This window comes from Shewanella sp. (assembly GCF_047975355.1).
Lineage (GTDB): Bacteria > Pseudomonadota > Gammaproteobacteria > Enterobacterales > Shewanellaceae > Shewanella.
Window position 1 is genome coordinate 20,647 of record NZ_JBKEDJ010000066.1, and the last position, 23,722, is coordinate 44,368.

21 protein-coding genes and 2 pseudogenes are annotated in these 23,722 nt (G+C 47.4%); 12 read left to right on the plus strand and 11 right to left on the minus strand.

What is annotated here, in order from left to right:
* Window positions 1-121: 121 nt before the first annotated feature.
* Window positions 122-703 carry a TetR/AcrR family transcriptional regulator gene (locus tag ACK5NH_RS16690; RefSeq protein ID WP_416921896.1) on the plus strand — a complete coding sequence of 194 codons (582 nt, stop codon included), beginning with the start codon at window positions 122-124 and terminating at the stop codon, window positions 701-703.
* Window positions 704-815: 112 nt separating this feature from the next.
* Here the strand turns inward: ACK5NH_RS16690 and ACK5NH_RS16695 are convergent, their stop codons facing one another.
* On the minus strand, window positions 816-1,040 hold the full coding sequence (locus ACK5NH_RS16695) for a TIGR02922 family protein (RefSeq protein WP_011621944.1): 225 nt from the start codon (window positions 1,038-1,040) through the stop codon (window positions 816-818).
* A gap of 314 nt (window positions 1,041-1,354) precedes the next feature.
* Window positions 1,355-2,926 carry a methyl-accepting chemotaxis protein gene (locus ACK5NH_RS16700; protein ID WP_416921897.1) on the minus strand — a complete coding sequence of 524 codons (1,572 nt, stop codon included), beginning with the start codon at window positions 2,924-2,926 and terminating at the stop codon, window positions 1,355-1,357.
* Between the two features lie 395 nt (window positions 2,927-3,321).
* On the opposite strand from ACK5NH_RS16700, the gene ACK5NH_RS16705 reads away from it, so the two are divergent.
* The 3 genes and pseudogenes from ACK5NH_RS16705 (at window position 3,322) to ACK5NH_RS16715 (ending at window position 4,781) form a co-directional block, all read left to right on the plus strand.
* Window positions 3,322-4,044 (plus strand): YebC/PmpR family DNA-binding transcriptional regulator, encoded by a 723-nt coding sequence (locus tag ACK5NH_RS16705; protein ID WP_088212097.1) that lies wholly within the window; start codon window positions 3,322-3,324, stop codon window positions 4,042-4,044.
* Window positions 4,045-4,236: 192 nt separating this feature from the next.
* Window positions 4,237-4,440: pseudogene (locus tag ACK5NH_RS16710) on the plus strand (response regulator); the annotation flags it as partial.
* Window positions 4,441-4,673: 233 nt separating this feature from the next.
* The gene (locus ACK5NH_RS16715) at window positions 4,674-4,781 is read left to right on the plus strand and encodes a LuxR C-terminal-related transcriptional regulator (RefSeq protein WP_416921933.1); all 108 of its coding nucleotides are present in this window, start codon (window positions 4,674-4,676) and stop codon (window positions 4,779-4,781) included.
* Window positions 4,782-4,854: 73 nt separating this feature from the next.
* On the opposite strand, the gene hpf is transcribed toward ACK5NH_RS16715, so the two are convergent.
* Together hpf and ACK5NH_RS16725 are read right to left on the minus strand one after the other, a co-directional pair.
* On the minus strand, window positions 4,855-5,211 hold the full coding sequence (gene hpf, locus ACK5NH_RS16720) for a ribosome hibernation-promoting factor, HPF/YfiA family (protein WP_011621938.1): 357 nt from the start codon (window positions 5,209-5,211) through the stop codon (window positions 4,855-4,857).
* 228 nt (window positions 5,212-5,439) lie between these two features.
* Window positions 5,440-7,008 carry a methyl-accepting chemotaxis protein gene (locus tag ACK5NH_RS16725; RefSeq protein WP_416921900.1) on the minus strand — a complete coding sequence of 523 codons (1,569 nt, stop codon included), beginning with the start codon at window positions 7,006-7,008 and terminating at the stop codon, window positions 5,440-5,442.
* A gap of 423 nt (window positions 7,009-7,431) precedes the next feature.
* On the opposite strand from ACK5NH_RS16725, the gene ACK5NH_RS16730 reads away from it, so the two are divergent.
* The 5 genes from ACK5NH_RS16730 (at window position 7,432) to ACK5NH_RS16750 (ending at window position 10,928) form a co-directional block, all read left to right on the plus strand.
* Window positions 7,432-7,806 (plus strand): DUF3649 domain-containing protein, encoded by a 375-nt coding sequence (locus ACK5NH_RS16730; protein ID WP_416921902.1) that lies wholly within the window; start codon window positions 7,432-7,434, stop codon window positions 7,804-7,806.
* A 1-nt stretch (window position 7,807) separates the two neighbouring features.
* Complete coding sequence (locus ACK5NH_RS16735; RefSeq protein ID WP_416921904.1) at window positions 7,808-9,490, plus strand: PepSY-associated TM helix domain-containing protein; 1,683 nt, start codon at window positions 7,808-7,810, stop codon at window positions 9,488-9,490.
* Window positions 9,487-9,837 (plus strand): DUF3325 domain-containing protein, encoded by a 351-nt coding sequence (locus ACK5NH_RS16740; protein WP_416921906.1) that lies wholly within the window; start codon window positions 9,487-9,489, stop codon window positions 9,835-9,837. The genes ACK5NH_RS16735 and ACK5NH_RS16740 overlap by 4 nt, the downstream gene beginning before the upstream one ends.
* A 99-nt stretch (window positions 9,838-9,936) precedes the next feature.
* A complete protein-coding gene (locus ACK5NH_RS16745; RefSeq protein WP_416921908.1) occupies window positions 9,937-10,374 on the plus strand; it encodes an OsmC family protein in 438 nt (145 codons plus the stop codon).
* 131 nt (window positions 10,375-10,505) lie between these two features.
* Entirely contained in the window at window positions 10,506-10,928 is a 423-nt protein-coding gene (locus tag ACK5NH_RS16750) for a hypothetical protein (protein ID WP_416921910.1), read from the plus strand.
* A gap of 105 nt (window positions 10,929-11,033) precedes the next feature.
* Here the strand turns inward: ACK5NH_RS16750 and ACK5NH_RS16755 are convergent, their stop codons facing one another.
* The 6 genes and pseudogenes from ACK5NH_RS16755 to thrA form a co-directional block, all read right to left on the minus strand.
* Window positions 11,034-14,324, minus strand: a complete 3,291-nt coding sequence (locus tag ACK5NH_RS16755) for a S41 family peptidase (RefSeq protein ID WP_416921912.1) — start codon at window positions 14,322-14,324, stop codon at window positions 11,034-11,036.
* A gap of 206 nt (window positions 14,325-14,530) precedes the next feature.
* A complete protein-coding gene (locus tag ACK5NH_RS16760; protein ID WP_416921914.1) occupies window positions 14,531-15,409 on the minus strand; it encodes a substrate-binding periplasmic protein in 879 nt (292 codons plus the stop codon).
* A 169-nt stretch (window positions 15,410-15,578) separates the two neighbouring features.
* Window positions 15,579-15,870 (minus strand): annotated as a pseudogene (locus ACK5NH_RS16765) (hypothetical protein).
* 265 nt (window positions 15,871-16,135) lie between these two features.
* Entirely contained in the window at window positions 16,136-17,419 is a 1,284-nt protein-coding gene (thrC, locus tag ACK5NH_RS16770) for a threonine synthase (RefSeq protein ID WP_416921916.1), read from the minus strand.
* 65 nt (window positions 17,420-17,484) lie between these two features.
* The gene (gene thrB / locus ACK5NH_RS16775) at window positions 17,485-18,423 is read right to left on the minus strand and encodes a homoserine kinase (protein ID WP_416921918.1); all 939 of its coding nucleotides are present in this window, start codon (window positions 18,421-18,423) and stop codon (window positions 17,485-17,487) included.
* Window positions 18,420-20,888, minus strand: a complete 2,469-nt coding sequence (thrA, locus tag ACK5NH_RS16780) for a bifunctional aspartate kinase/homoserine dehydrogenase I (protein WP_416921920.1) — start codon at window positions 20,886-20,888, stop codon at window positions 18,420-18,422. Before thrA ends, thrB begins: the two co-directional genes overlap by 4 nt.
* Window positions 20,889-21,530: 642 nt before the next feature.
* Between thrA and slyD the strand changes: the two genes are divergently transcribed.
* The gene (slyD, locus tag ACK5NH_RS16785; protein WP_416921922.1) at window positions 21,531-22,193 is read left to right on the plus strand and encodes a peptidylprolyl isomerase; all 663 of its coding nucleotides are present in this window, start codon (window positions 21,531-21,533) and stop codon (window positions 22,191-22,193) included.
* A gap of 194 nt (window positions 22,194-22,387) precedes the next feature.
* Entirely contained in the window at window positions 22,388-22,765 is a 378-nt protein-coding gene (locus ACK5NH_RS16790; protein WP_416921924.1) for a hypothetical protein, read from the plus strand.
* Window positions 22,766-22,793: 28 nt separating this feature from the next.
* Here ACK5NH_RS16790 and trpR read toward each other — a convergent pair whose 3' ends face one another.
* Window positions 22,794-23,069, minus strand: coding sequence for a trp operon repressor (gene trpR / locus ACK5NH_RS16795; protein WP_416921926.1), 276 nt, complete (start codon window positions 23,067-23,069; stop codon window positions 22,794-22,796).
* Window positions 23,070-23,258: 189 nt separating this feature from the next.
* Between trpR and ACK5NH_RS16800 the strand changes: the two genes are divergently transcribed.
* Window positions 23,259-23,708 carry a c-type cytochrome gene (locus tag ACK5NH_RS16800; RefSeq protein WP_011625579.1) on the plus strand — a complete coding sequence of 150 codons (450 nt, stop codon included), beginning with the start codon at window positions 23,259-23,261 and terminating at the stop codon, window positions 23,706-23,708.
* Window positions 23,709-23,722 lie beyond the last annotated feature (14 nt).

A 23,722-nucleotide genomic window follows, 5' to 3' on the forward strand; every position in this document is an offset into this window, starting at 1 on the left:
CCCCATTCTTGAATATGCATTCAAGATATTATTATTTGAACGAACATTCAAGAACATTTTTGAATGTTTGTTCAAAATTAGTTAGAATCACTCGCAAGTATCGGAGAGAGGTTAGATTGCAATGCGAAACGCAGAGTTTGATAGGGCGCAGGTGCTCAGGGGCGCGATGGAGGCCTTTATGCACAAGGGATATACCAAAACCAGCATGCAGGATCTGACCCAAGCGACGGGATTACATCCAGGTTCCATTTATTGCGCCTTTAGCAATAAGCGTGGATTGCTCATCGCAGCCATCGAGCAATATCAACAAGATAGAAACGAGCAATTTAAACTTATCTTCTCCGAAAGCCGGCCCGTACTGAGTAATTTAAAGACCTACTTAGATAATATCGTGGTCGAATGTTTAAGCTGTGAAAGCCAGCAAGCCTGTTTGCTCATCAAGGCATTAAATGAAATTGCAGAGCAAGATGATGAAATTCAAAATATTATCAGCCAGAACCTCAGACTTTGGCAGAATGCATTGACAGCGCAACTTGAGTTAGCGGCGTCCCAAGGCTTTTTACAAGGCGAGCTCAATAGCGAGCAGCGGGCACAATACTTGATGATGGGCATTTATGGCTTAAGAACCTTTGCTCATACCCATCCACAGGCGGAAATCCTGCAGCAATTGGCCAACAAATTGTTTGAGGATGTTTGCAGATAACAGCCAAGCATGAAGCTCATTCTTATAGTCAGCCCCATAAAGCAAAAGGACGATAAATCAACTTATCGTCCTTTAAGTTTCAAGTGTTGCAAGTGCTATTTTTTTGTTTTTATTAACCTATATTAGCCTGCGCAAAAACCCGCTCACCCAGTGAGTTCAATATCTTACACTCACCTTCTAGCACGGCGATGATGGATTTCCCCTTGCGAAAACTCGCAGGGATCATCACACGACCTGAATCACTCACTGGTAACCCTTCTAACACAGCGTTATGCATAATTAACCCAACTGGGGCGTCATAATACAAAACGGTAACTGTCGCTTGTGTTGCTTGCATAACTTTCAACTCACATTAAGCAGAATCTACTGCTATCGATCAAAGTGGCAAGAGTCTCCCTTCATCTCTTATAACAACAAAACTCCAAGATGTATTTTACCTTTTAAAAATCAAAAAATTACAAAACATCAAGCGACAAACCGAAAGACAGCCATTAAGAAAGTCTTCGCGCATGAATATCCAGTTATTTAAGCACTTCGGCAAATAGATGCCAATCTATTTCTAGTCTGTTAATCAAATACGCGCCAAAGATCACAAGTTGTCAACATTTTATTCTGCGTCGATATGCAGCAAACCTAGGATAAATAAACTAATTAGGATTTCGCCTTAAAACCTACCCTAAAGCCACCCCAATGTTTGCCATTCACATAAATGGGAACGGACAAATCATGCATCACTTCCCCGGTATCTCGCTTATAGGTTTGCAGTAGTACCGGCTCTGTGTGGGCGCCACAGCGTATTCCGGTAGGATCGTTAAACAAACGCTTAGTGCGGTTATGCACCATATCGATATCCACTTTACCGGTTAAGGCTTGGCTAAAGCGTTTGTTGTGAGTAGGGAAATAGCCTTTTCGATCCACGGCGCCGGCATAAACTATTTCATTGTGCTTGGCGAGAATGGGCTCTTGAATGGCGGGAAAATGTTGGTCGGTATAGCGGTCAAACGCCGTGCTGTACTTTTGTGGCTCCGTATTAGCGATAGGCTGATATTTCGGGTTAAACAGTTCAGTTTCAGTAAAGCTCCCATTGGCTAATCCCTGCGAGAGTTTCTCACCGCAGGCTTTAGCCGCTTCATTGGCGAGTAATAACACTTGCTGGTCAAAGGTGTGGGTATCCCAATTCGCTAGTGCTCTGAAGATACCTTCGGTGGTTAACGACAGGGTAAACGCCTGCTCCGATACCTTGTGGCTTTGCTTGCCAGTGACGTTAAGAGAGTCGCGGATCTGGTTCACTGAGCTGCTTATCTCATTGGTGGTATGGTTATATTGCTTGAGGGAGCCTTCCATATCGCCAAGGGCCTGCGCCGAGTGGGTCACTGAAGTCGAAATATCAGTAAAGTGGCCATCGAGCGTCCCCATTGCAGTAACCACATCGACGGTTTGCGAGACAACCCGTTCCATCAGCCCCGAGGTTTTATCGGTTTCGGCGCGGATTTCAAGCAGCATTTTACCAATATCTTTGGTTGCGCCTGCTGTTTTGCCCGCAAGGCTGCGGACCTCATCGGCGACCACGGCAAAGCCACGCCCCTGCTCACCCGCCCGCGCCGCCTCAATAGCTGCATTGAGCGCCAGTAAGTTCGTTTGCTCAGCAACCGAGTTAATCACCTCGGTAATTTTTTGAATTTGCTCAGCTTTAGACTTTAATGCTTGCACCTGCTGTGCGGCGGTATTGATATCGCCACTTAAGGATTCAATTGCCGATACGCCCTTTTTCGCTTGGGTTCGCCCCTGCACACTTAACCGCTCCGCCTCTTGAGTTTGACCTAAAATATGGGTGGCATTGTCGCCTAACAGCGCCGTGGTATGGGTTAACTGAGATGCCGCGACCGCAATAGCACTGGCATGTTCGCCATTGGACTCGATGGATTTATTCAATAAATCAATAAAATGCGACACCTCGGCCGAGCCAATTGCTATCTTACTGGTTTGCACGCTGATCTCATGCTCTGGCGAGTTCACAGATTTAAATGATTTCGCCGCTTGTTCGGGCTTTTGCGAGTGATGGCTCAACAAGCGCTGCACAATCCACAATACCCAACCACAGACAACTCCCCCCAACACCAATGCCTGTGTTAAACCGGACAATGCTATTGCGTTGAGTAACAGGCTACTGAGTACGACTAAAACAAAGCTGAGCACAATTGCGACTTTATGTTGTAATTCCATAATGTTTCTCACTGAATACACACAAGGGGAGTGAGAGAAGCGGAGATTCACTGGCCTGGCCTATTCTTAACCATTCGACTAGCAAAAGCTTAGCAAATTAGGCAAGATTAAGAACGGTATAGTGAGTCTATCCCTCTGACTAAATTGAACTATTCGCCCTTAGGAAATATAAACTATATGGCTATCATCAGCACTCTATCGTGCTTATGGCATTAGACCTTAGTATAGATATTGCAGAATTATCCAATCCTTCAAGTCAAAACTGCCAACTATTAATGCCATCATAAAATGTGGTATCCATCGCTTTATCCGCAATAATTCCCGCGAGAGTGGCTGCACAACAAGGCTGAAAACTGCTAATATCGGCGCAATTTTTTTGAGCTAACGAGATCAAGATGGGCAGAGCATATCAAAACCGTAAAGAATCCATGGCGAAAACAGCTGGCCAGAAAACCCGCCTTTACTCGCGCTACGGTAAAGAAATTTACGTAGTTGCAAAACAAGGTGGTGTTGAGCCAGACGGCAACTTATCACTTCGCCGTTTAATCGAACGCGCGAAAAAAGACCAAGTGCCTGCACACGTTATCGAACGTGCAATCGATAAAGCCAAAGGTGGCGGCGGTGAAGATTATGATACTGCCCGTTATGAAGGTTTCGGTCCAGGTAACTGCATGGTTATCGTTGACTGCTTAACCGACAACGTAAAACGTACCTTCACCGAAGTACGTCAAGCCTTTGTGAAGAACGATGCCAAACTCGGCACCCCAGGCACTGTAGGTCACATGTTTGACCAATCTGCCGTGTTCGTATTCCCAGGTGAAGACGAAGACGCCATCCTCGAAATTCTGATGATGGCCGATGTCGATGTGAATGAAGTAGAAGTAGAAGACGGTATGATCAGTGTTATCGCGCCGCATACCGAATTCTTCAAGGTCAAAACCGCGCTGACCGATGCCATGCCTGACATCAACTTTGAAGTTGAAAACATCACCTTCGTGCCACAGAACATGACTCCAGTGTCTGGCGAAGATGTAGCGACATTCGATAAATTTATTGCCGCATTAGAAGACTGTGACGACGTGCAAAACGTGTATCACAACGCAGACATTCAAGAATAATCCCATTCTGATATCAAAAAACGCAGCCTATGGGCTGCGTTTTTGTTTGTGAGCATTAACGAAACGCAATATCCACACACTTGGCGAAACACACAAATGCGCTTTGGAGCGTGGCATTGTGGTGGGCAATAATCGCCTCTGCAGAGAGCTTCGCCGCCTCCATACAAGTGTGCGCATCAGCTGCATATTGAAGTGTTCGGGCAGGCCGAGAATGGTCATGAGACACTAAAACGGCTGCAAACTGACGCAGTGAATGTGTTGTTAAGCGATATTCGCATGCCAATACTGGATGGTATCAGTCTACTAAAACAGCTTCGCGCTGCACAAAATCCCTCACCTTTAATTATGTTAACGACCTTTGATGACAGCGAATTGTTTTTAAATAGCTTGCAGGCAGGTGCAAATGGCTTCTTATTGAAGGATGTGTCTCTGGATAAGTTGCTAGAGGCCATCGAAACAGTCGCTCAGGGCGGACACCTGATTGAACCTTCAGTGCTAGAGCAAATGCAGCAATCCTATCCAACAGCTCAAAGCGTACCGACTCACGCCTTATTATCCGATCGCGAGCGAGAGATCTTAGGTTTTATGGCGGAGTATTTTCCAATAAAGAAATCGCCAATGCGGTATTTCTGGCTGAAGGAACCGTCAAAAACCATGTTTCCGCCATACTGGCTAAACTCAATTGCCGTGACCGCACCCAAGCCGTGCTTAAGGGATTACAACTTTCCTTGATTTGATGTTATTTAGGACAGGTCAGTAAAATAAAAAAGGGCCAAATGGCCCTTTTTTATTCCATCGTAAAGGTTAATCCTAGCGCAAATCCATCTCTTGGATAATTTCATGGGCGATAGGTGGCGTAGTGCAGGTCGGCTTTTCATGTAGGTCCGCCTTTAACTGTCCTTTGCGATGTTTAAGTGCTGCATCAAGTTTTTTAGCTGCAGCGGCAATCGCGGGATACATGACTTCATCCGTACCCGAAGCTGAGATGCGACTACCTTCGTAATTTGTTCGAATTTCAACCTGAAACTCGCCATGCTCCTTAGCAATAATGATATCGAGGCCGATCAGAGTGGGGAAATGAGTGGCGATTTTTGAAAACTTTTCGTTAACGTGTTCTTTTACAGAATCAGTAACATCGACATGGTGACCAGAAAGATTAATTTTCATAGGTTGTCCCTTTTAGTGTCTTTACTTTTTTCGCTTCACTATTAGAGCTTGGGGCATGGCAAATAAAACACAAGCCCCCTAGGCAAATATTTCGAGCCAAATGGGTATTAGCAGCGGCTAAATGTGAGACTTATCAAAGAAATGACACAGCAAGGGAACTAAAAAAACGAGTAAGTGGTTGATTTATAATCGGCAAAAAATATAAATCAACCACTTGAATACCAAGGATTAATACTTACGTTGTACGCTCTGCTGCCAAAATTGCTGCGATAAGTGGTGGGTTTTAGTCGATAAGCGTGAAACCTGCTCGCCCCTCGCCGCCGCATCCTGTGTTTGCTGTAAACTCTGCTGAGCCAAATCACTGATCACATGGATAGCACGGCTGATTTCCGCCGCAACCGACGTCTGCTGTGTCATCGCCGCGGCATTGTCATCGCTTAAAGAATTGATCCGTGCGATAGAAGATAACAGCTCGCCAAAGGCAACACTGGCATCCTGTGCCAAGGAGACTGAGCGTTTAACCTGTTCCTGCCCTGCCGTCATAGTCGATGTGGCCCTTTGGGTACTGTCTCTAAAACGACTTACAATCTGCTCAATTTGCGAGGTCGACTGGCTGGTTCGGCTAGATAACTGCCGCACCTCGTCTGCAACAACGGCAAATCCCCGGCCACTTTCCCCTGCCCGCGCAGCTTCAATCGCGGCATTGAGCGCAAGCAAATTAGTTTGATCGGCGATGGAGCGAATCACTTCTAACACTTGATGAATCGCTTGGCTATCCTGCTCTATGGTTTGGACGACATCGGAAAAATGACTCACCTGCACACTCAGTTGATGTATCGCTTCGATAACGGTTTCAAGCCGAGAATGGCCGCGCTGCGCCGCCTCATGACTGGAGACCATCTCGGATGCAGTGCGATGGATATTGTCCGTCACCTCGGCAAAACTGGCGCTCATTTGCTCCATAGCAGTGGCCGCCTGCGTGGTTTGCGCGCTCTGGCTATCGGCATGCTCCCAGGTGTTGGTGATGGTTTGTTTGAGATTCACGCTCTGCTCTTGGATTTCACTGGCAGAATCCGCCATTCGTCCCACCACGCCGCCGATTTCTGTAATTAAAAATCGCAGGGCAAGATCAATTTTACCGATTTCATCCTGCCTGCCAGTGTAAACGCCCATAGCGACAGGGTCATCGATAATATTGCTGGCCACCCGCACTAACTCCTGAAAAGGCCGCATAAGCATGTACCACATCCCCCAAGCAATCAGCCCACCGGCAAAGGCGGCTAACATGGGCGAGTAAGCTGCCAAGGATGCCGTTGCCGCGATAACAAACAACATCGCAGTGAGGACTTTCCCGCTAAATCCTAAGCGGTCCTTTTTTAATGCTTTAGGCTGTTTACCTTGATTTATCCCTTGATAAATCTCTTCGGCCGCCTTGATTTGCTCAGGAGTTGCTTGGCGACGAACCGATTGATACTCATGGATTTTGCCATTCTCATACACAGGGGCGACATAGGCATTAACCCAATAATAGCCACCTGTTTTGGTTCTATTTTTGACTATACCCATCCAAGGTTTACCGCTTCTTATCCGTTCCCAAAGCATTTTAAATGCAGCGGCAGGCATATCGGCATGGCGCACTATGTTATGTGGGCTCCCCTGCAACTCGGCAACGCTATATTCACTTATCTGCGAAAAGGTCTGGTTAACATACTTAATGTTACCTTTCAGATCGGTCGTCGAGAGGAGAATAGCGTTTTCGGAGAGGTGTTTTTCACCATTTTTTGAATGTGTTTGCATAGGGCGCACTAACGGATTCCATGTGAAAGTTGCGCTGCATTTTGCCAAAAGGTCAGTATGCCTGCTTTGATTAACCTCACAATGACAGCATAAAAATTAACCAAATACTAAACAAGTAAGATCAATCACATCAACAAAACCAAACATTTGTGACAGATTGCACATTGCTGAATTATTCCAACGCAAACGAGCCTGGCGTTATTTCTAACCAGTCACAAATACGTTAAGGATCTCACAGATGAACGCAAATGATATTGTTTATCATTTAAATAAACTGAGTTATACTCCAAGCCGAGTAGCAACTCTCCTTTGCTCATGCACCCAAATGGACTGGGTTAGGCATAAGAATAATCAATGGAGTGGTATGCGTGAGATGGCACGTCGCCATTACGGTTTTAATATTGACTGAAATAAGCAGCACTTATGTCTCATATCCCAGTATCAAATACACCTACGCCAACATCTGGAGCTTTGGCTTCCGCTGTTACGGGGTATTTTCAAGCCACCATTCGCCGGTTTAAACAAGAGCAGACCCAATTTGGTTTACAAGTGTTTGTGCGTGCAAGCGCAGCCTTACTAGCGGGTTATATTGCTGCGGCGACACTGGCCTGTGTGCTAACTCAAGTACTGCCAATGTCTCGATTTGAAAGCACATTAACGGCCAATATGTTGGCATTCTTGTTTTATGCCATCGCGATAATTTATGCCTTCTGCGTGCGTAAAACTTGGCATGCATGGCGGGATCTGAGCCTATTTAGTCTCCTGTGTTTTGCTCTGCTTAAGGTGTGTGGACAGTAAGATGAAAGAAACCTTTTTTAGAACCCTATCCTGGCTGCACACTTGGGCAGGTTTACTCGTATGCTGGGTATTACTGCTGATCTTTTTTGCCGGCAGCCTGAGTTATTTCCGCCATGAAATCAGCCTATGGGCTGAGCCAGAACTCCACCGCGGTGCTTTTCAAGACTATCAAGTTGACCAAGTCGCCAGCCAGCTAGATAAGGGACAAAGCTATATTGAAGCAAATTCGGCCCCTACAACACAGCGCTGGTTAATCAATTTCCCGACAGAACGTAGCCCAATGCTTAGCTTTGCTTGGCAACTGCTTCCCGAAAAAGGCCAACACCGTGGCAAAATCGAGCAGCATGTCACCAAGGCCGATGGCAGCGGCATGATCACCAATGTCCGTGATAGCCGCGGCGGTGACTTCTTCTATCGTTTGCATTTCGACCTGCACTATATGCCCGCGATAACGGCGCGTTACATTGTGGGTGTCTGTACCATGTTTATGTTGATAGCCCTTATCAGCGGTATCGTTATCCATAAGCGTATCTTTAAGGACTTGTTTAGTTTTCGCCAAAACAAGGGCGCACGCTCTTGGTTAGATGCCCATAATGTCAGCTCTGTGATTGCCCTACCCTATCATTTAATGATCACCTATACAGGCCTGATCACCTTGATGCTGATCTATATCCCATGGACGGTCAGTACGGCCTATCCGGAGGATAATCAAGCCTTTTTAAAAGAGCTCAATCCGGCGAGACAAACGGAAAAAGCCTCGGGCGTTTATGCAGAGCAAGTGCGCTTAAGCCAACTTCTGCCTCAGGTTAAGGCTGAATGGGGCGATGCACCTATCAAGCAAGTGATCGTTTCCTATCCTAAAGATCAAAATAGCCAAGTGACCTTCTATCAAAATACTGGCAAAGAAGTCACCGATGAATCGACACTGCTAGTGTTCAACGGTGTCACGGGTGAACTCAAATACGCCAGTCCCCATGAAGTGTCGGGAACTGTGGCTACCTACGACACTATGATGTCGCTGCACACCGCGCGTTTTGCCGCGCCGCTGCTGCGCATTTTATTCTTCTTCTGCGGCTTACTCGGCTGCGCCATGGTGGCAACTGGCACCTTAATGTGGGCGATTCGTCAGCGCCAGAAACAGCAAAAGGCAATAGATAAAGGTGAGAAAGCGAGCCGTGGTTTGCGCTTAGTCGAAGGCTTAAACTTCATGTTTATCTTAGGCTTACCCTTGGGCGCGGCAGCGTTCTTCTATGCTAACCGCCTATTGCCCGCCGATTTTGCGACTCGCTCTGCTTGGGAGGTTCACTGTTTCTTTATCGCCCTAGTGGCAATGGGCGTTTGGGCATTTTTCAGTAGAAGCAGACGCCATTGGCAATTGGCCTTAATGATAATCGGAGTACTTTATTGTGCGCTGCCGGTACTGAACGCATTTACCTCGCCAAGCCACTTTATTGATAATATCCGTGCTCAACAATGGGCACTGGTGGGTTTCGATATAGTCACCTTGCTATTGGGCTGTACAATACTATTTGCCAGTACTCGACTCTCAGTCGTAGTGAAAACACTACAAAAAACGAGTCGAAAAAATGCTACACCTGTTGAAAAAATCAACAGAAAGCAGCCTGAACCGAGTTATGCTAACGAACTTGCCTCGTCGTCTCCCTTGGAGGAAGCAAAATCATGATGCCAGAATTTATCCCTATGCTCGGCATTCTCGGGCTTAGTTATCTCTCCCTTGCGCTGTTTGCCTTAGCCAAGTTTGGCCATTTTAAGGATGTGTTTAAACGCCCCCCCTCTCAGTGGCAGAGCCGTCTGTTAACCCTGTTTGCTTGGCTTTTATTAATCATCAGCTTAAGCACCTGTGCCCACGGGCAAGGCTGGGCCTATGGCAGTATTCTGTTTATGGGGATCATCTCGCTGGCGGCCATGTTAGTGATTCTGACCCTAAGCTACAGCCCGCGCCATCTCCCCATTGGCATAGTCACCGGTAGCGTATTGACTGGCACCTTACTGTTAAGTGGTGGGATCTAGCACGTTTCATAGACGGTGCACTAAACTGTGCGCCCCATGCTGGAGAAGTCTTTTTAGCTAAGCTATAGTGCCCTGATGTCCTGCTATAAGGAGAAAAACATGGGCTTTAACTTAACGGTGAATTGGCAAACCTCCCCTGCCGAAGAAGGCGAATTTTGCCGCGACCACAGCATCACGTTTGGCAGTGGCCAGACGATTCAGGCTTCTTCAGCCCCCGAATACAAGGGCAATGAACATTTTGTCAATCCAGAGGAAAGCCTACTCGCAGCGCTGTCTTCATGCCATATGCTGACCTTCCTCGCCATTGCGCATCTTAAACGCCTCCCTGTATTATCCTATGTTGACGAGGCATCGGCAGAATTGGGTAAAAACGATGCAGGCAAGCTTGCGGTCACAAAAATAATCTTAAATCCTAAGGTTGTATTTGCCGAAGGTATCGACGTTTCAGCTGAAACCCTTGAGAAAATTCACGAGAAAGCGCACGCTAACTGCTTTATTGCCAATACCTTAGCAACAGATATTCAAATTAAGTTTTAACGATTTAGGGCAAGTTTATCGCGATGAACTTGCCCTATCCAATACGCCATTAGGTTCCTCCTGTTCAGCTTAGCTCAAGCTCGATTACCGTATGATAGCGTCATATAGCACGCTCACACTTGAGGTTAGCCATGCAGATCCAAGCCTATCGCAGTACCACAATGCCCTATCAGCAACCGGCAGCAACATCAGCGACTCGCACTTCGCCTTCCACACCCGCCAGCGCGAGTACGGTAACCCTCTCTAATGAGGCCAAACAACTACCGCAAGTGGACCCAATCCCACAACCCAATGTGCCGGATTTAAGCAAAGTGAAAGCGGGTGTTGAACAATATGCCCACATTCAGGCGACAAAAATGAAGTATCAGGTTGCATCGGATATGGTCAATATCGCGACGGGAAGCAATGAGGGAATTTCGGCGCCCACCGCTTACTATTTGAGTCACAACGACTCTGCACGGGCGGCAACTGTGGGGAAACTCGCCAATCAACAACATGTTAATACAATGCAAACCTATGTTAATGCCAGCGAAAGCATCAATGAATGGGCATAAAAAAGGGTGTTATCTCGGGAACCACAAGACAACACCCTAACATTGAACCAAACCAGCTTAACGTGGCTAGCTTAAATCTTGGTTAAATTTTCATTTTTAAGCCAATTACTTAGCCTTAATGTCCTCCGCCATTCCCTTCTCAGGCATAGGCTGCGCCTTCAAAGCAGGAATTGGTTGCTTTATCAGTTCATCCTTAAGATAGCTAATGGCGGTTTCGAGCTGCGCATCATGGCCGTTGAAGGTCGCAAAGGGTAAGTTATCCACCTCGATATCCGGTGTCACCCCATGTCCTTCGAGTACCCAGCGACCATCCATCGCATATTGGGGATACTCGGCGACCCGCGCCATGCCTTTATCGGTTAATGCGTTACGACCCGATAACCATACACCGGCGCCCGCGGTTTGTTTACCAATAAGCGGCGCAATGCCCAGCGCTTTAATGCCCGCCGAGAAGGTTTCACCATCTGAGTACGTCAGCTCGTCCGTTAATACCACTAAATGTCCACGGAAGGTTTGTTGCATGTTGGTATTAGGTGTGCCATGGGTTGGCTGCCAGAAGGCCCAAGCGCGGCGTAACAGTTTTTCGATAATCCAACTATCAATATTGCCGCCGCGGTTACGGCGCACGTCGATAATCAAACCGTCCTTATCATAGTTGGTGTAAAACTCACGGGCAAAACTCTCAATATCGCCGCCGCCCATTGCATATAAGTGCAGATAACCAATCTTGCCCTTACTCGCCTCGGTCACGACGCCCGCGTTATGGTTGACCCAATCTAAATAACGTAATTGGCTATCGACCTGAGTGCTAACAGGCATCACCACGGTTTTATGGCTTTGGCTACCGCGTTTAAGCTCCAGCAACACCTGCTTGTCCTGTTGATTTCGCAGTAAACGGGTCACGTCGGCCACATTGGCCACTGGCGTGCTATTGATGGCGAGTAACATATCGCCTTCTTTCGCATCCACTTCGATACGGCTTAAGGGCGATGCCTGGCTTGGCAACTCGGGATCATTACGATAGATATGGGCAATTTTTACCCCGTCGTTAGTTTGTTGTAACCGCGCGCCTAAACTCGCGCCTTTTGCCGCGTCAGGATCTTTTGGCAAATCACCACCCCGCACTTGCGAGTGCAACGAGTCTAGCTCGCCCATCATCTGCATGAAGATATCGTTTAGCTCGTTACGGTCGGTCAAACGGTCAAGTAGCGGTTGGTACTTGGCCTTGGTCGCCTGCCAATCGAGGCCGCGCATCTTCTTATCGAAAAAGGAGTCCCTATGCATTAACCACGCATCTTCAAAAATTTGTTGCCATTCAAGGGGCGGTGAAATGGCCAATTGCCACTGATCAGTTTGCACCTTAGCATTTTCGGTATCGCCCAACTTGTCGCCAGCATCGACGATCAGCAGCGACTTTTCATTGCTTTTTTTGCGCAACAACAACTTGCTACCATCAGCGGACACACTGTAGTTAGCCACATCTTCGGCAAATACCTCTGCTTTAAGGCGCTGCTCGCTAAACTTAATCGTCATTAAGTTAGGCTCGCTGTCATCACCAATGGCTTGGTCGAGCACGTAGAGGCGACCATCAATGGCGTTTAGCTGGCTGTAATTACCTGAGTCAACAGGTACTTGCCATAAACGTTCGCCTATGCCCGCCCAATCGATTTTTACGGGCATAGGCTTTTCTTTGGATTCTGCTTTTTCAGCCGTTTTAGCAGTTTTAGCCGTCAGCTCGGTTGGTTTACTGAAGGGGAATTTGGCATTCTTCACTAAGGCAATCGCAAAAATCTGGCTGCGTTTATCAAACACAGGCCCCATATTGCGGTCGCCCCAAGGTGAGCTTGGTGTCGCAGTAAACTGGCGATTGGAGAGGAAATATAACCACTGGCCATCGCTGCTAAAGGTCGGCGAATAGGACTCATACTTGTCGCTAGTGAGCACTTGGGCCTTATTTTCGTCCACAGAATACAGCACGATTTGTGGCCTTTGCTTGCCGATTTCGGATTTAGTTAATGCGATAAAACGGCTGTCAGCCGACCAGCGAATATCGGCATAGGGGCCAAGACCCTCACCGTTGCTGATGATTTTTTGATTAGTATTTTTCTTTAAGTCCAGCAACCACACATTGCCATCGTTATCGTCGTGGGCAAGGTAGCGGCCATCGTTTGACAAACTCAGCGTCATTCTTAAGGTATTGCCATCTTTGGTCAGTTGCTTCGCGCCGCTGCTACCATCGGCTGGGAATTGCCAAATTTCCTGTTGGCCACTCATGTCGCTGATGGCATAAACCGACTTACCATCCTGGCTCATAATGGCATTGCGCACGCGATAGGTGCCTGGCAACGCTACTTGCACTAAGCGTGAGCCGTCAATTCCCGCAATCGCCACATGGCTGCGGGCAGTGATCACCACTTTATCCCCCGCTAGGGCAAGGTTCGCAGAGGTCGCATAATCCATAGGATCTTTTACCCAGTGCTCACGGCGCTGGGCAAAATCCGACGTTAATTCAATATCTAATAATGAGTCCTTGCCGGAGGCGATATCAAAAACATGGATGTCAGCCCCTTGCTGGAACACCACTTTGCCTTGGTCCATACGGGCGCCGCGTACCTGCCAATCTTTATACTGGGTTAATTGTTTAGCATCACTGCCATCGAGGGCCATGGACCAGAGGTTATCGTTACCATCGCTGTCGCTGATAAAGTAGAGTTTGTCTTGCCATAGCATGGGCTGACGAACCGAACCTTGATGTTGACCACTGAGTAACTGCGCCTCATCTTTACCACCGAGTTTAAAGCGCCATAACTCGCCCTTAGCGCCACCGCGATACACCTTAGCGTTATCGCCAGTTACCTGCAGGCCAAAACGGGTAAAGTACACATATTGATTATTGGCATCGACCACCCCTTCCACCGCATCGGCGAGTGGTAAGTCGGTCGTCGCCAAGGTCTCAGGGTTTACCAGTCGCAGCATCCAATTATTCGCAGGGCCAAAGCCACTGTCGGTGGAATAAAGCACTTCGCCCTTTGCGGTCCAGCCTTGCACGCGTACTCGACTGTTTTCGAAACTCACTCGTTTGGCCACACCACCCGCCACGGGGATCACATAGACCTCACTCGCACCTTCATAATTGGCCACATAGGCCACCCATTTACCATCGGCAGAGATGGCAGCACCGAGTTCTTCGGCAGGCAAAGTGGTCAAGCGCGTCGCCGCCTTTTGCCCTAGGGTTTGAGTCCAAAGATCCCCTTCGGCCGTAAAGACTAAGGTCTGGTCATGCAATGCTGGCGCACGGTAATAGCCTTGATTACTGGCAGGTTGAGCGATAGCGTGGGCTGCGGACAAAGTGCCAAGGGCGAGCATGCAGCTGGCAACAGAATGACGAAGTTTCATGTGTAGTCTCTATCCTATTGTTATTGTTAGCAATGGACTTTCTAGTGGGCGCAATAGACGAATAATGACCCAAAGTCAGGCAACGTAATCCCACAAGCTAGCAGAAATTGATAGAGAGAGCAGTAACTTAAACCAACAGAAGTTTTAGCAAATGTGTCATAGGCTTACCATTTGCTGTACCAATAATTTTGATAAATTTAGCTGGGTCATTCGATGGTGAGTAAGTCGGCATATTGCGCGGAGAGCGAATTAAACTGATGGCTGGTTTTCGTTTGTTGCGCCAACGAAATTTGCTGCCATTTATACACAATTCGAGCAATTTCACCGTTGGCACGTAACGCTTTGATAGCAGCATTAAATTGCTGCAACTGCGATGACGAGGATGTTTGCTTGCTAAACATTAAGTGGATTTGATTGCGATCCAACACGAGTTTCAGTGGCGATAACCTCACCCCTTGATGCTGACTGGCGATATAAGGCATGGCGATGGCATCACCGACAATAAGATCCGCTCGGCCATAGGTGAGCATTTGCACCGATTTATCGGGATCGGGACTCAGTATCAACAGATGCTCTTGCTCCAAGCGCTGCCGCGTCTGTTCATAATCCACGCCATACCAACCACTGATAGGCACTAATAAGCGCAGTTTTTGGCTAAAAATATCCTGCCATTGGGTTAGCTGGATCTTGTCTTTGTTCTCATCCAATACAAATAGGCGCACTTCTTCATCACGATAAAATGTTGAAAAAAAGGCATATTCTTCACGCTCGGCGGTTTTGGTAGCGCCCATCATTATATCTAAAGAGCCACTTTTTAGCATTTGGTGTGAACGCTTGGCCGGCACATTGATAAAACTCACCTCACATCCTAAGTGTTTGGCAAAGGCGCGAAGCAGCTCCACATCAAGCCCCAGCGCCTCACCTTGCGGGTCTTGCCAAGCATAGGGTGGCCAATCGTTATAACCGACTCTCAAAGGATTTAAACAAACGGAAACTGCGGCCTCTGATGGTGCACCAAAAGCGGGGAAAATAAAAATACAAAGCAGCAGGATTTGGCTAAATTGAAAAACGAACCTAGGCACCATAGTCGCCCCATTATTGGTTGTTCTCGTCCCTATCTAGGATAGCTAACGCATTGAACCTACCGCTAGAACCCGCGGCGTTCCCATCGCCTTTCTAAGCTTAGTCCGCATCAAGTGAGGATGCCATCGGCATAAATTAACCGAAGCAGCGCTAAAATATAGCCTCTTAGACTTACAACAAGCATTTGTACAGTATCGCAACCACTTTGGCTGAATTGCCCATATCCGTTTGCAACTACTGTATATGGGCCCCCTAACTCCTCGCCTTGCATAGCGGCGGATTGCTTTGCCCCGACAAAGTTATTGGCATGGCGACTCAAGCCTGTCACTAAAGCAAAACTATCACAGTGGGTCACTTCAAAATCCTAAGCTTAGTTAATGCGCAGTGGCAGTTGCAAAGGCTCGACTGCGCAGCCAGAAAGAAAAAATATAAGGCAACATTCTGATAAGTCGCATTTAAACAAAACAGTTTATCCAATTGTAAAAACCTAAATAGGCAGGCGAACTTACCGAATTCAATTCAACTTAATTATCAAGCTACTCACGTCACTTTAACGACAACCAATACACTAAGTTAAAAATATTAATTTTATTTCATATGGTTATGAAAAAAGTTGATAATCACTGCGGATGCTAAGCTTTGATTAATTATCTTAAACCTCATTTACAGATGTAAAAAAGGGAGTCAATCGACTCCCTTGATATTTTGCTTTGCTGCAATTTTAAAGCTCAGCTTAACACCGCAAATAAATGTGACTTTAACTGAACAAAATCGGCGGCTAATTCAGCAGATAAGATTGGTTTGTGCTCCACCGCCTTAAGTTCGGCAGGCAGAGGCAAATTAAGTCCAAGCTCCCTGTCGACCACATCCTTAAACTTAGCGGGATGGGCCGTACCTAAAAATATCCCCACTTCATCAGGCACTAAGTTAAGCGCTAACGCTTTAGCCGCAATCGCCGCATGGGGCTCAGACACATAGCCCTTAGTATGTAATTCCGCTAAGGCCTCCGAGGTTTGTGTCTCTGATAAACGAATCCCCACTAGGTCCGCCAATGGCCAACCGAGTTTCTCGTAAATGGCCTCGACGCGCGGCCAGTTACTTGGCTCGCTCACATCCATCGCATTAGACATAGTCGCTTGAGTGGGATTGGGTTGCCAATCACCACTCTCTAAATAACGTGGGACAGTGTCATTGGCGTTGGTGGCGGCAATAAAACGTTTAACAGGTAAGCCCATGGCTTTGGCAAACAAGCCCGCGGTGAGATTACCAAAATTACCACTGGGCACGGCAATCACAGGATCGGCCTCATGGCGCTGTTTCGACTGTGCGACCGCTTCGAAGTAATAACAAATCTGTGCCAGCAAACGGCTGATATTGATTGAGTTGGCCGAGTTTAAATGCAAGCCATCACGCACATCGCTATCTTCAAAAGCCTGTTTGACTAAGTGCTGGCAAGCATCGAAATCGGACGCTACTGCCACAGTGTGAATGTTCTTACCTAAGGTGGTGAACATCTTTTCCTGTAGTTCACTGATTTTGCCCTTGGGATATAGCACCACCACATTGACCTTTTCTAGGCCGTAAAAGGCATCGGCCACCGCAGCGCCAGTATCACCCGAGGTCGCGGTTAAAATGGTTAAACGCGAGTCTTGGGCAAATGCATTGATGCATTGCGCCATAAAGCGCGCACCAAAATCCTTGAACGCTAAGGTTGGCCCGTGGAAGAGTTCGAGGCACGAGCGCTGCTCATCGACCGCCACTAAGGGCAAATCGAAATTAAAGGCGCGCTCGACCAGTTTATCTACCGCGTCTTGCCCAAGCTCTGAGGCGAGCCAAGCGCCGAGCACTTTTTTACTGCGCTCGACAAAAGGCATCGCCAGCAGCGCCTCAATATCGTGCAACACGGGGATTTGAGTAGGAAAAAACAGCCCTCTGTCTTTACCGAGTCCTAATTGCACCGCTTCCTTAAAGCTCACTTTCTGCGAAGGGTGTTTTAAATTATATAGTTCCATGCTCACTCGACCTTATCAGTGCTAAGCCTTTAGACTTGGCTTAATGCTTTTAAAAGTAAGAAAAATTAATCGACTCGGCGCGTACCTTGCTCATCGAGGCGGCACACATGGGCAAAGCCCCCCGCTTCGGTCAGATAATGAGCCTCTAACCACGCCTTGGCGGCGTTAGCGGTCGCGAGATCGTCTGTCACCGAAAACAGCGTTGGCCCACTGCCCGAAATGCCAGTGGTTAACATGCCTAATTCGGCGAGCGCTGCTCTAGCGTTGTCATAACCCGGTATCGCCGCCGCGCGGTAAGGTTCAGCCAACACATCCTTCAATACTTGAATCGCAAGCTTGGCGTTTTGCTGATAAGAGGCGTGTACAAAGGCACTCAAATAACGCCCAAAATCGATGACCACGGACTTATCGTATTGTTCTGGCATGATTTTACGCATCATGGCCGTTGAAAGTGAAATCCCAGGATACGCCACCACCCAATACCATTCTTTAAAACTAGGAATCGCCTCACAGATTGCGCCGGGCACATTGAGCATTAGCTGCATGCCGCCCAAATAACAAGGCGCGACGTTGTCGTAATGTACGCTTCCGCTGATCTTGCCCTCAAACTCGCCCATGAGTTCGAGTAGCGCTTGCTTATCGTATGGCCGCTCAAAATGCTCATTCAGTGCATACAGGGCTGCAACCACAGAACTGGCACTCGAGCCTAAGCCACTGCCAACGGGCAAGTTTTTCTCTAGGGTTAATGCCACGCCTTGGTTTTCTTTTCCAAGGGCTTTTAAGAAAAACACCGCACATTGATGGACGATATTCTCCTCGGGATTGCTGGGTAACTTATGCGCCCAAGCTCCCACTTGAGTGAGGCTCACCCCCGCATCCGCCGCCGTAATAGTGACTCTATCGCCCAGTAAACAGCCATCGATGGGCGCCAATGCTGCGCCCAATAAATCAAAGCCCACACCCACATTACCCATAGAGGCGGGAGCGTAAACGGTCAAACTCATACACTCACCTCACGAGTCCAATTTAAGGTTCTTAATACATCGGCAAAGGCGCCGGCCGCTGTCACTTCTGTACCCGCACCATAACCACGTAGCACAAAAGGAATCGGCTGATAATAACGGCTGTAGAATGCCAGGGCATTTTCACCGCCTTTTACGCTGTAGAGCGGATCGGTGACATCGACTTCGGTGATACGCACATAGCACGCGCCTTCTTCAATCTGCCCCACGTAGCGCAGCACTTTACCCTGCGCTTTCGCCTGCGCCACTCGCGCCGCAATCGCGGCATCAGCCTCGGGCAAACGCGCCATAAAACTCTCTACATCGCCAGAATCATCAAAACCATCTGGCAATACTGAGTCGACAACAATATCGCTTAGCTCAAGTTTTAAACCCACTTCACGAGCCAAAATCAGTACCTTACGCGCCACATCCATGCCACTTAAATCATCGCGAGGGTCGGGCTCGGTAAAACATTTTTCCCGCGCCAGTTTAGTCGCTTCTGACAGCGTCATGCCTTCATCGAGTTTACCGAAGATAAAGGATAAGGAACCAGACAAAATACCGTTAAATTTGTGCAACTTATCGCCAGCAAATAACAGTTTTTTCAAGTTATCGATAACGGGTAATCCTGCGCCAACGTTGGTCTCATACAGGAACTGACGACGTTGTTTCAATGCTGTTTGACGCAGTGCTTGGTAGTAAGCGTAGTCACGAGTGTTGGCCTTTTTATTCGGCGTCACCACATGGATGCCCGCGTTCATCACCTCTAAATACTGGTTTGACACTTGATCGCTTGAAGTACAATCCACCAGCACAGGGTTTAATAACTGTTGCTCTTTCACCCAAGCCAATAGCGCAGGAAGATCGCTTGACTGCTGACTGTCGGCAAGCAGGTTTTGCCAATTGTTTAAATCGATACCCGCACTATCGAGTAACATCTTGCTTGAATTCACGATGCCGCAGACACGAATGCTAATGTGCTGCTCTTTTAACACGCTAGCCTGATGTTTGATTTGCTCCAATAAGCCTGCGCCAACATTGCCGCAACCCACTAAAAACACATCTAAGTACTGCTGCACATCGAAAAAGCCCTGATGACAGGCGGCGACCGCATGTTTGGTCTTACGTTGTTCGATCACCGTTGAAATAGATCGCTCGGAGGAGCCTTGTGCAATCGCGATGATATTCACACTCGCCTGCGCTAACGCTTGGAAGAAGCGCGCCGCCACACCTTTATGGGTGCGCATTCCATCACCGATCAAGGAGACAATTGCCAAGTCATGGCGCATTTCAATCGGCTCGAGCAGATCACTTTTGATTTCTAACTCAAATTCTTGCTCTAGCGCCGATTTCACCTTGGCCGCATCGCTGGTCGCCACACAAAAGCTGATGCTGTATTCGCAAGAGCTCTGAGTGATGAGCGACACTGAAACGCCACTACGGGAAATCGCCGCCAGTGTGCGGCTCGCCATGCCGACCATGCCCTTCATGCCAGGGCCTGAAACATCAAACATGGTTTGATTATCCAGATTAGAAATGGCCTTCACCTGCAGACCGCTTTCATCGGCCTGATTCGATACCAGAGTGCCGGGCGCATCTGGGTTAAAACTGTTTTTGATATAACAGGGAATATGAAACTGAGCGATGGGCGCAATGGTTTTAGGATGCAGCACTTTAGCCCCAAAGTAAGACAGCTCCATCGCCTCTTGATAACTGAGCTGTGACAACAACTTAGCATCAGTTACCACCCGAGGGTCGGTGTTGTATACGCCGTCAACGTCGGTCCAGATCTCACAGCTTGAAGCATCTAAACAAGCGGCCAGCACGGCAGCAGAATAGTCAGAGCCATTACGGCCTAAGGTCACAACCTTGCCGTCTTTATCGGCGGCAGTAAAGCCGGGCATAACCCAAACCCGCTTCTCATCGAGGGCAAGATTTTTGAATCGCGGTTTACTGACGGCAATATCCACCCCGGATTCGAGCGGACGACCACGGCCTAAAAACAGCTCACGTGGATCCAGCTGCGCCGAAGTGATGCCTTTTGCCAGCATAACTTGCTCCATCAACGCAGCAGACAAACGCTCGCCAGCAACAACGATCTCGGCACGCACCCCATCAGGGCATTCCTGCAGCAGCGTAATACCGCGTAATCTGTCCTGCCAACGCGCAAGCTGCGCACTCAGTCCGGCGAAAAGCACTTCGCTTTGACTGCTCGAGAGTCCAGAACTGACCGCATCTTGATAGAGCGAGGTAAACACCCGTTCAACGTGTTGAATGACTGGCGAATAATCTTCCCCTTTCACCGCCACATCGACCATTTCTAGCAAGGCGTTTGTCACTGTCGCGGGCGCAGAGAGCACTGTTGCCACCGGCTCAGCTTTTGCCGCCTTGGCTACGATATCCGCCGCCATTGAAAATCGCTGCCAATTTGCAAGCGAGGTACCACCAAATTTCATAACTTTCATCTTGATCTCCTGTACCGCGCCCGACTAAGAAACATAAGCTAGAAACAAAAAAGCCCGCTTCTTTGTGGGAAGCGGGCTCGTCGTTAAAATTCTTTAGGGTGTATCAGCCCGCCCCCACTCTGGTTGTAGTGGTGGTTGTAATAATGGTAATTACTACAAAACCTAGGCTATGCATACGTTTGGGCTAATCCATGTCAATGTGATGTAAAACAGAATTGCCTTTTTCACCTAGCCTTGTCAACCCCCTAACTGGATTATTTATAAACAAATCTTTCACAGCCTCAAATTCGCCTCTTAACATTCATTATTATCAAGTTTTCCTAGGGTAAAAATGCGATTTCATCAATAGAAAACTGTTAACGTAAACGTAATGCTGCACAAATACATCTGTTTTTAAACATTTAAATTCAATCAATTATATCAAGCATGTCGTAATACCTTTAGATTAAGCTATGTAAACCCACTTTCGAGGCCAACAAACCGCAAGCGATAACCATCAACAATTTTGTGTTAATTCCTCTCCAAATGGCCGTTCATCACGCCAACAAAAAGCTGTGCGATATCTAACATAAGCCACTTCAAATTATCGCCAGCGCCCAAAAAGCACGTTATTATGCGCGCACATTCCGAACCGGAGGCGATATGAAGATCACCCAACACAGCGCGGTAACCATTCATTACCGTTTATCAGATCAAGACGGCAGACTTTTAGAAGACTCTTTTGATGCCGAACCTATGCTCTATCTGCACGGTGCAGAAAACCTGATCCCAGGATTAGAAGCTGCATTAGAAGGTAAAACCAAGGGCGAAACACTGGATGTGACTATTAGTGCCGAAGAAGCCTACGGTCCTTACCACGATGGTCTGCGTCAAGCTGTGCCATTAGAAGCATTCGGTGATATCGAAGATATCGTTCCTGGCATGCGCTTTATTGCCGAGACAGAAATGGGTCAACGCCCAGTGCAAGTTGTCGAAGTAAAAGATGATGTGGTCATTGTTGATGGCAACCATCCTTTAGCGGGCCAAGCACTGAGCTTCAACATTGAAATTATCGATGTTCGCGCAGCGACGGCTGAAGAAGTTGCCCATGGTCATATTCATGCCCACGGCGGATGTGGCAGCCATGGACACAGCCATGATCATGACCACGACGGCGGATGCTGTGGAGGTTCAGGCCACGATGCCGGAGGCTGTTGTGGCGGTTCTGATGACCATGGTCATCACTACCATGATCACGACCATGAAGCGTGTGACACGCCCAAAACAGGTTGTGATGGCAATGGCGGTTGCGGCTGCCGCGGCTAACTAGGTAATAGCGCCTAAAAGCTTGCTAACCTAGCGAGCAACAGAATGAAGCACTTCCTTACAAAGGAGGTGCTTTTTTTATCGATAAATGTTTATAATCTGAACGTAAACACGGAAGTTTTAGATAAAATTAGCATTTTTAACTGGAATATTAGGGTTTTAAACCTATATCGATATCACGCGAAGGAGTGCATATGTTAACAAGACCTGTATATGAAGCTTTACCCTATGGTTATATGGCGTTAGGCATCGCAAGCTTTATGCTGCTCGAGCCCAATTACGCCTTGACTGCCGCGGCAGTCGTATTTGTTCTTGGTGCAAGAATTTACAATATGCGCTCGCAAAACCGTCGTACAGACCCAGTAAAACGCCGGAAGTCAAGGGGGGTACCTAAGATGATTTACGATCTATTGCCCTTCATCTACCTGCTCAGTGCATTGGCTATCTTTAAATTTTTACCCGAAAAGTTTTACCCGCTATTAGCCATATTACTCTTGAGCTATAGCTTCTACATTCTGGTAAAACGCACGCTTTACCGCCGCCATAAACTGCCTGTTAGTCCTATGTTTTAGGCCATTAAGGAAAGGCACCACAGCAATATTATTTGATTAGTTGTTGAATTTTTTCTCTATGGCTTGGTGCCATATTCTTTAAATAATTTGAACAGCGAGTAATAGTGGCGATACTGACTTCGTATTCTGCCGCGATCTGTCGCTGGCTCATTTCACCATCGAGTAATAATTGGAATACCTTTAATCGTCCCGCGATGGCACTGCGCTCTTCTTCAGTAAGCAATAAATGGAACAACATTGAGAGTTCTTCATAATTTCCATGGCTCAAAATTTTCTCTAAAACTAAGTCCCAATTGGCTCGCATAATCGCCCCATAAGTATTGTTTAAGCATTACAACGGCAGTTTAGCAGATTTACTCTACCAACAAATAACTTGTTACGTTTATCCCTCCTGCCTAGACAAAAACTGACAAAAATGCTTCTAGTACATTGAGTTAATTTGTGTACAATAGGAGCGCAATGTCACACTTCGACGCTAATTTGTGAGAATACGATGAAAAAATTACTCCTGACTCTCGTTGCCGGTACCTTATTGGCTTCAACTGCACAAGCACACAATTTTGAAGATGCAAAGGACGCGATTGAATATCGCCAATCTGCATTTGGCCTTATTGCTTATAACTTTGGCGATATGGGCGCAATGATGAAAGGTAAGAAACCTTTCGAAGCTGAAACCTTCGCGATGCGCGCCAACAATGTCGCTGCACTTTCGCACATTCCTTTCGAAGGCTTTATTGAAGGTTCAGATAAAGGTGATACCGAAGCGCTAGCCAAAGTATGGCAAGACAAGGCTGACTTCGACGCTAAGATGAAAACCTTCCAAGAAAATGCCGCTATTTTAGCGACTGTAGCTCAAAAAGGTGACCAAGCTGAAATCAAGCAAGCCTTTATGAATACAGGAAAGAGCTGCAAAGGTTGTCACGACGTTTACAAAAAAGACTAATAAACTATTCGTGA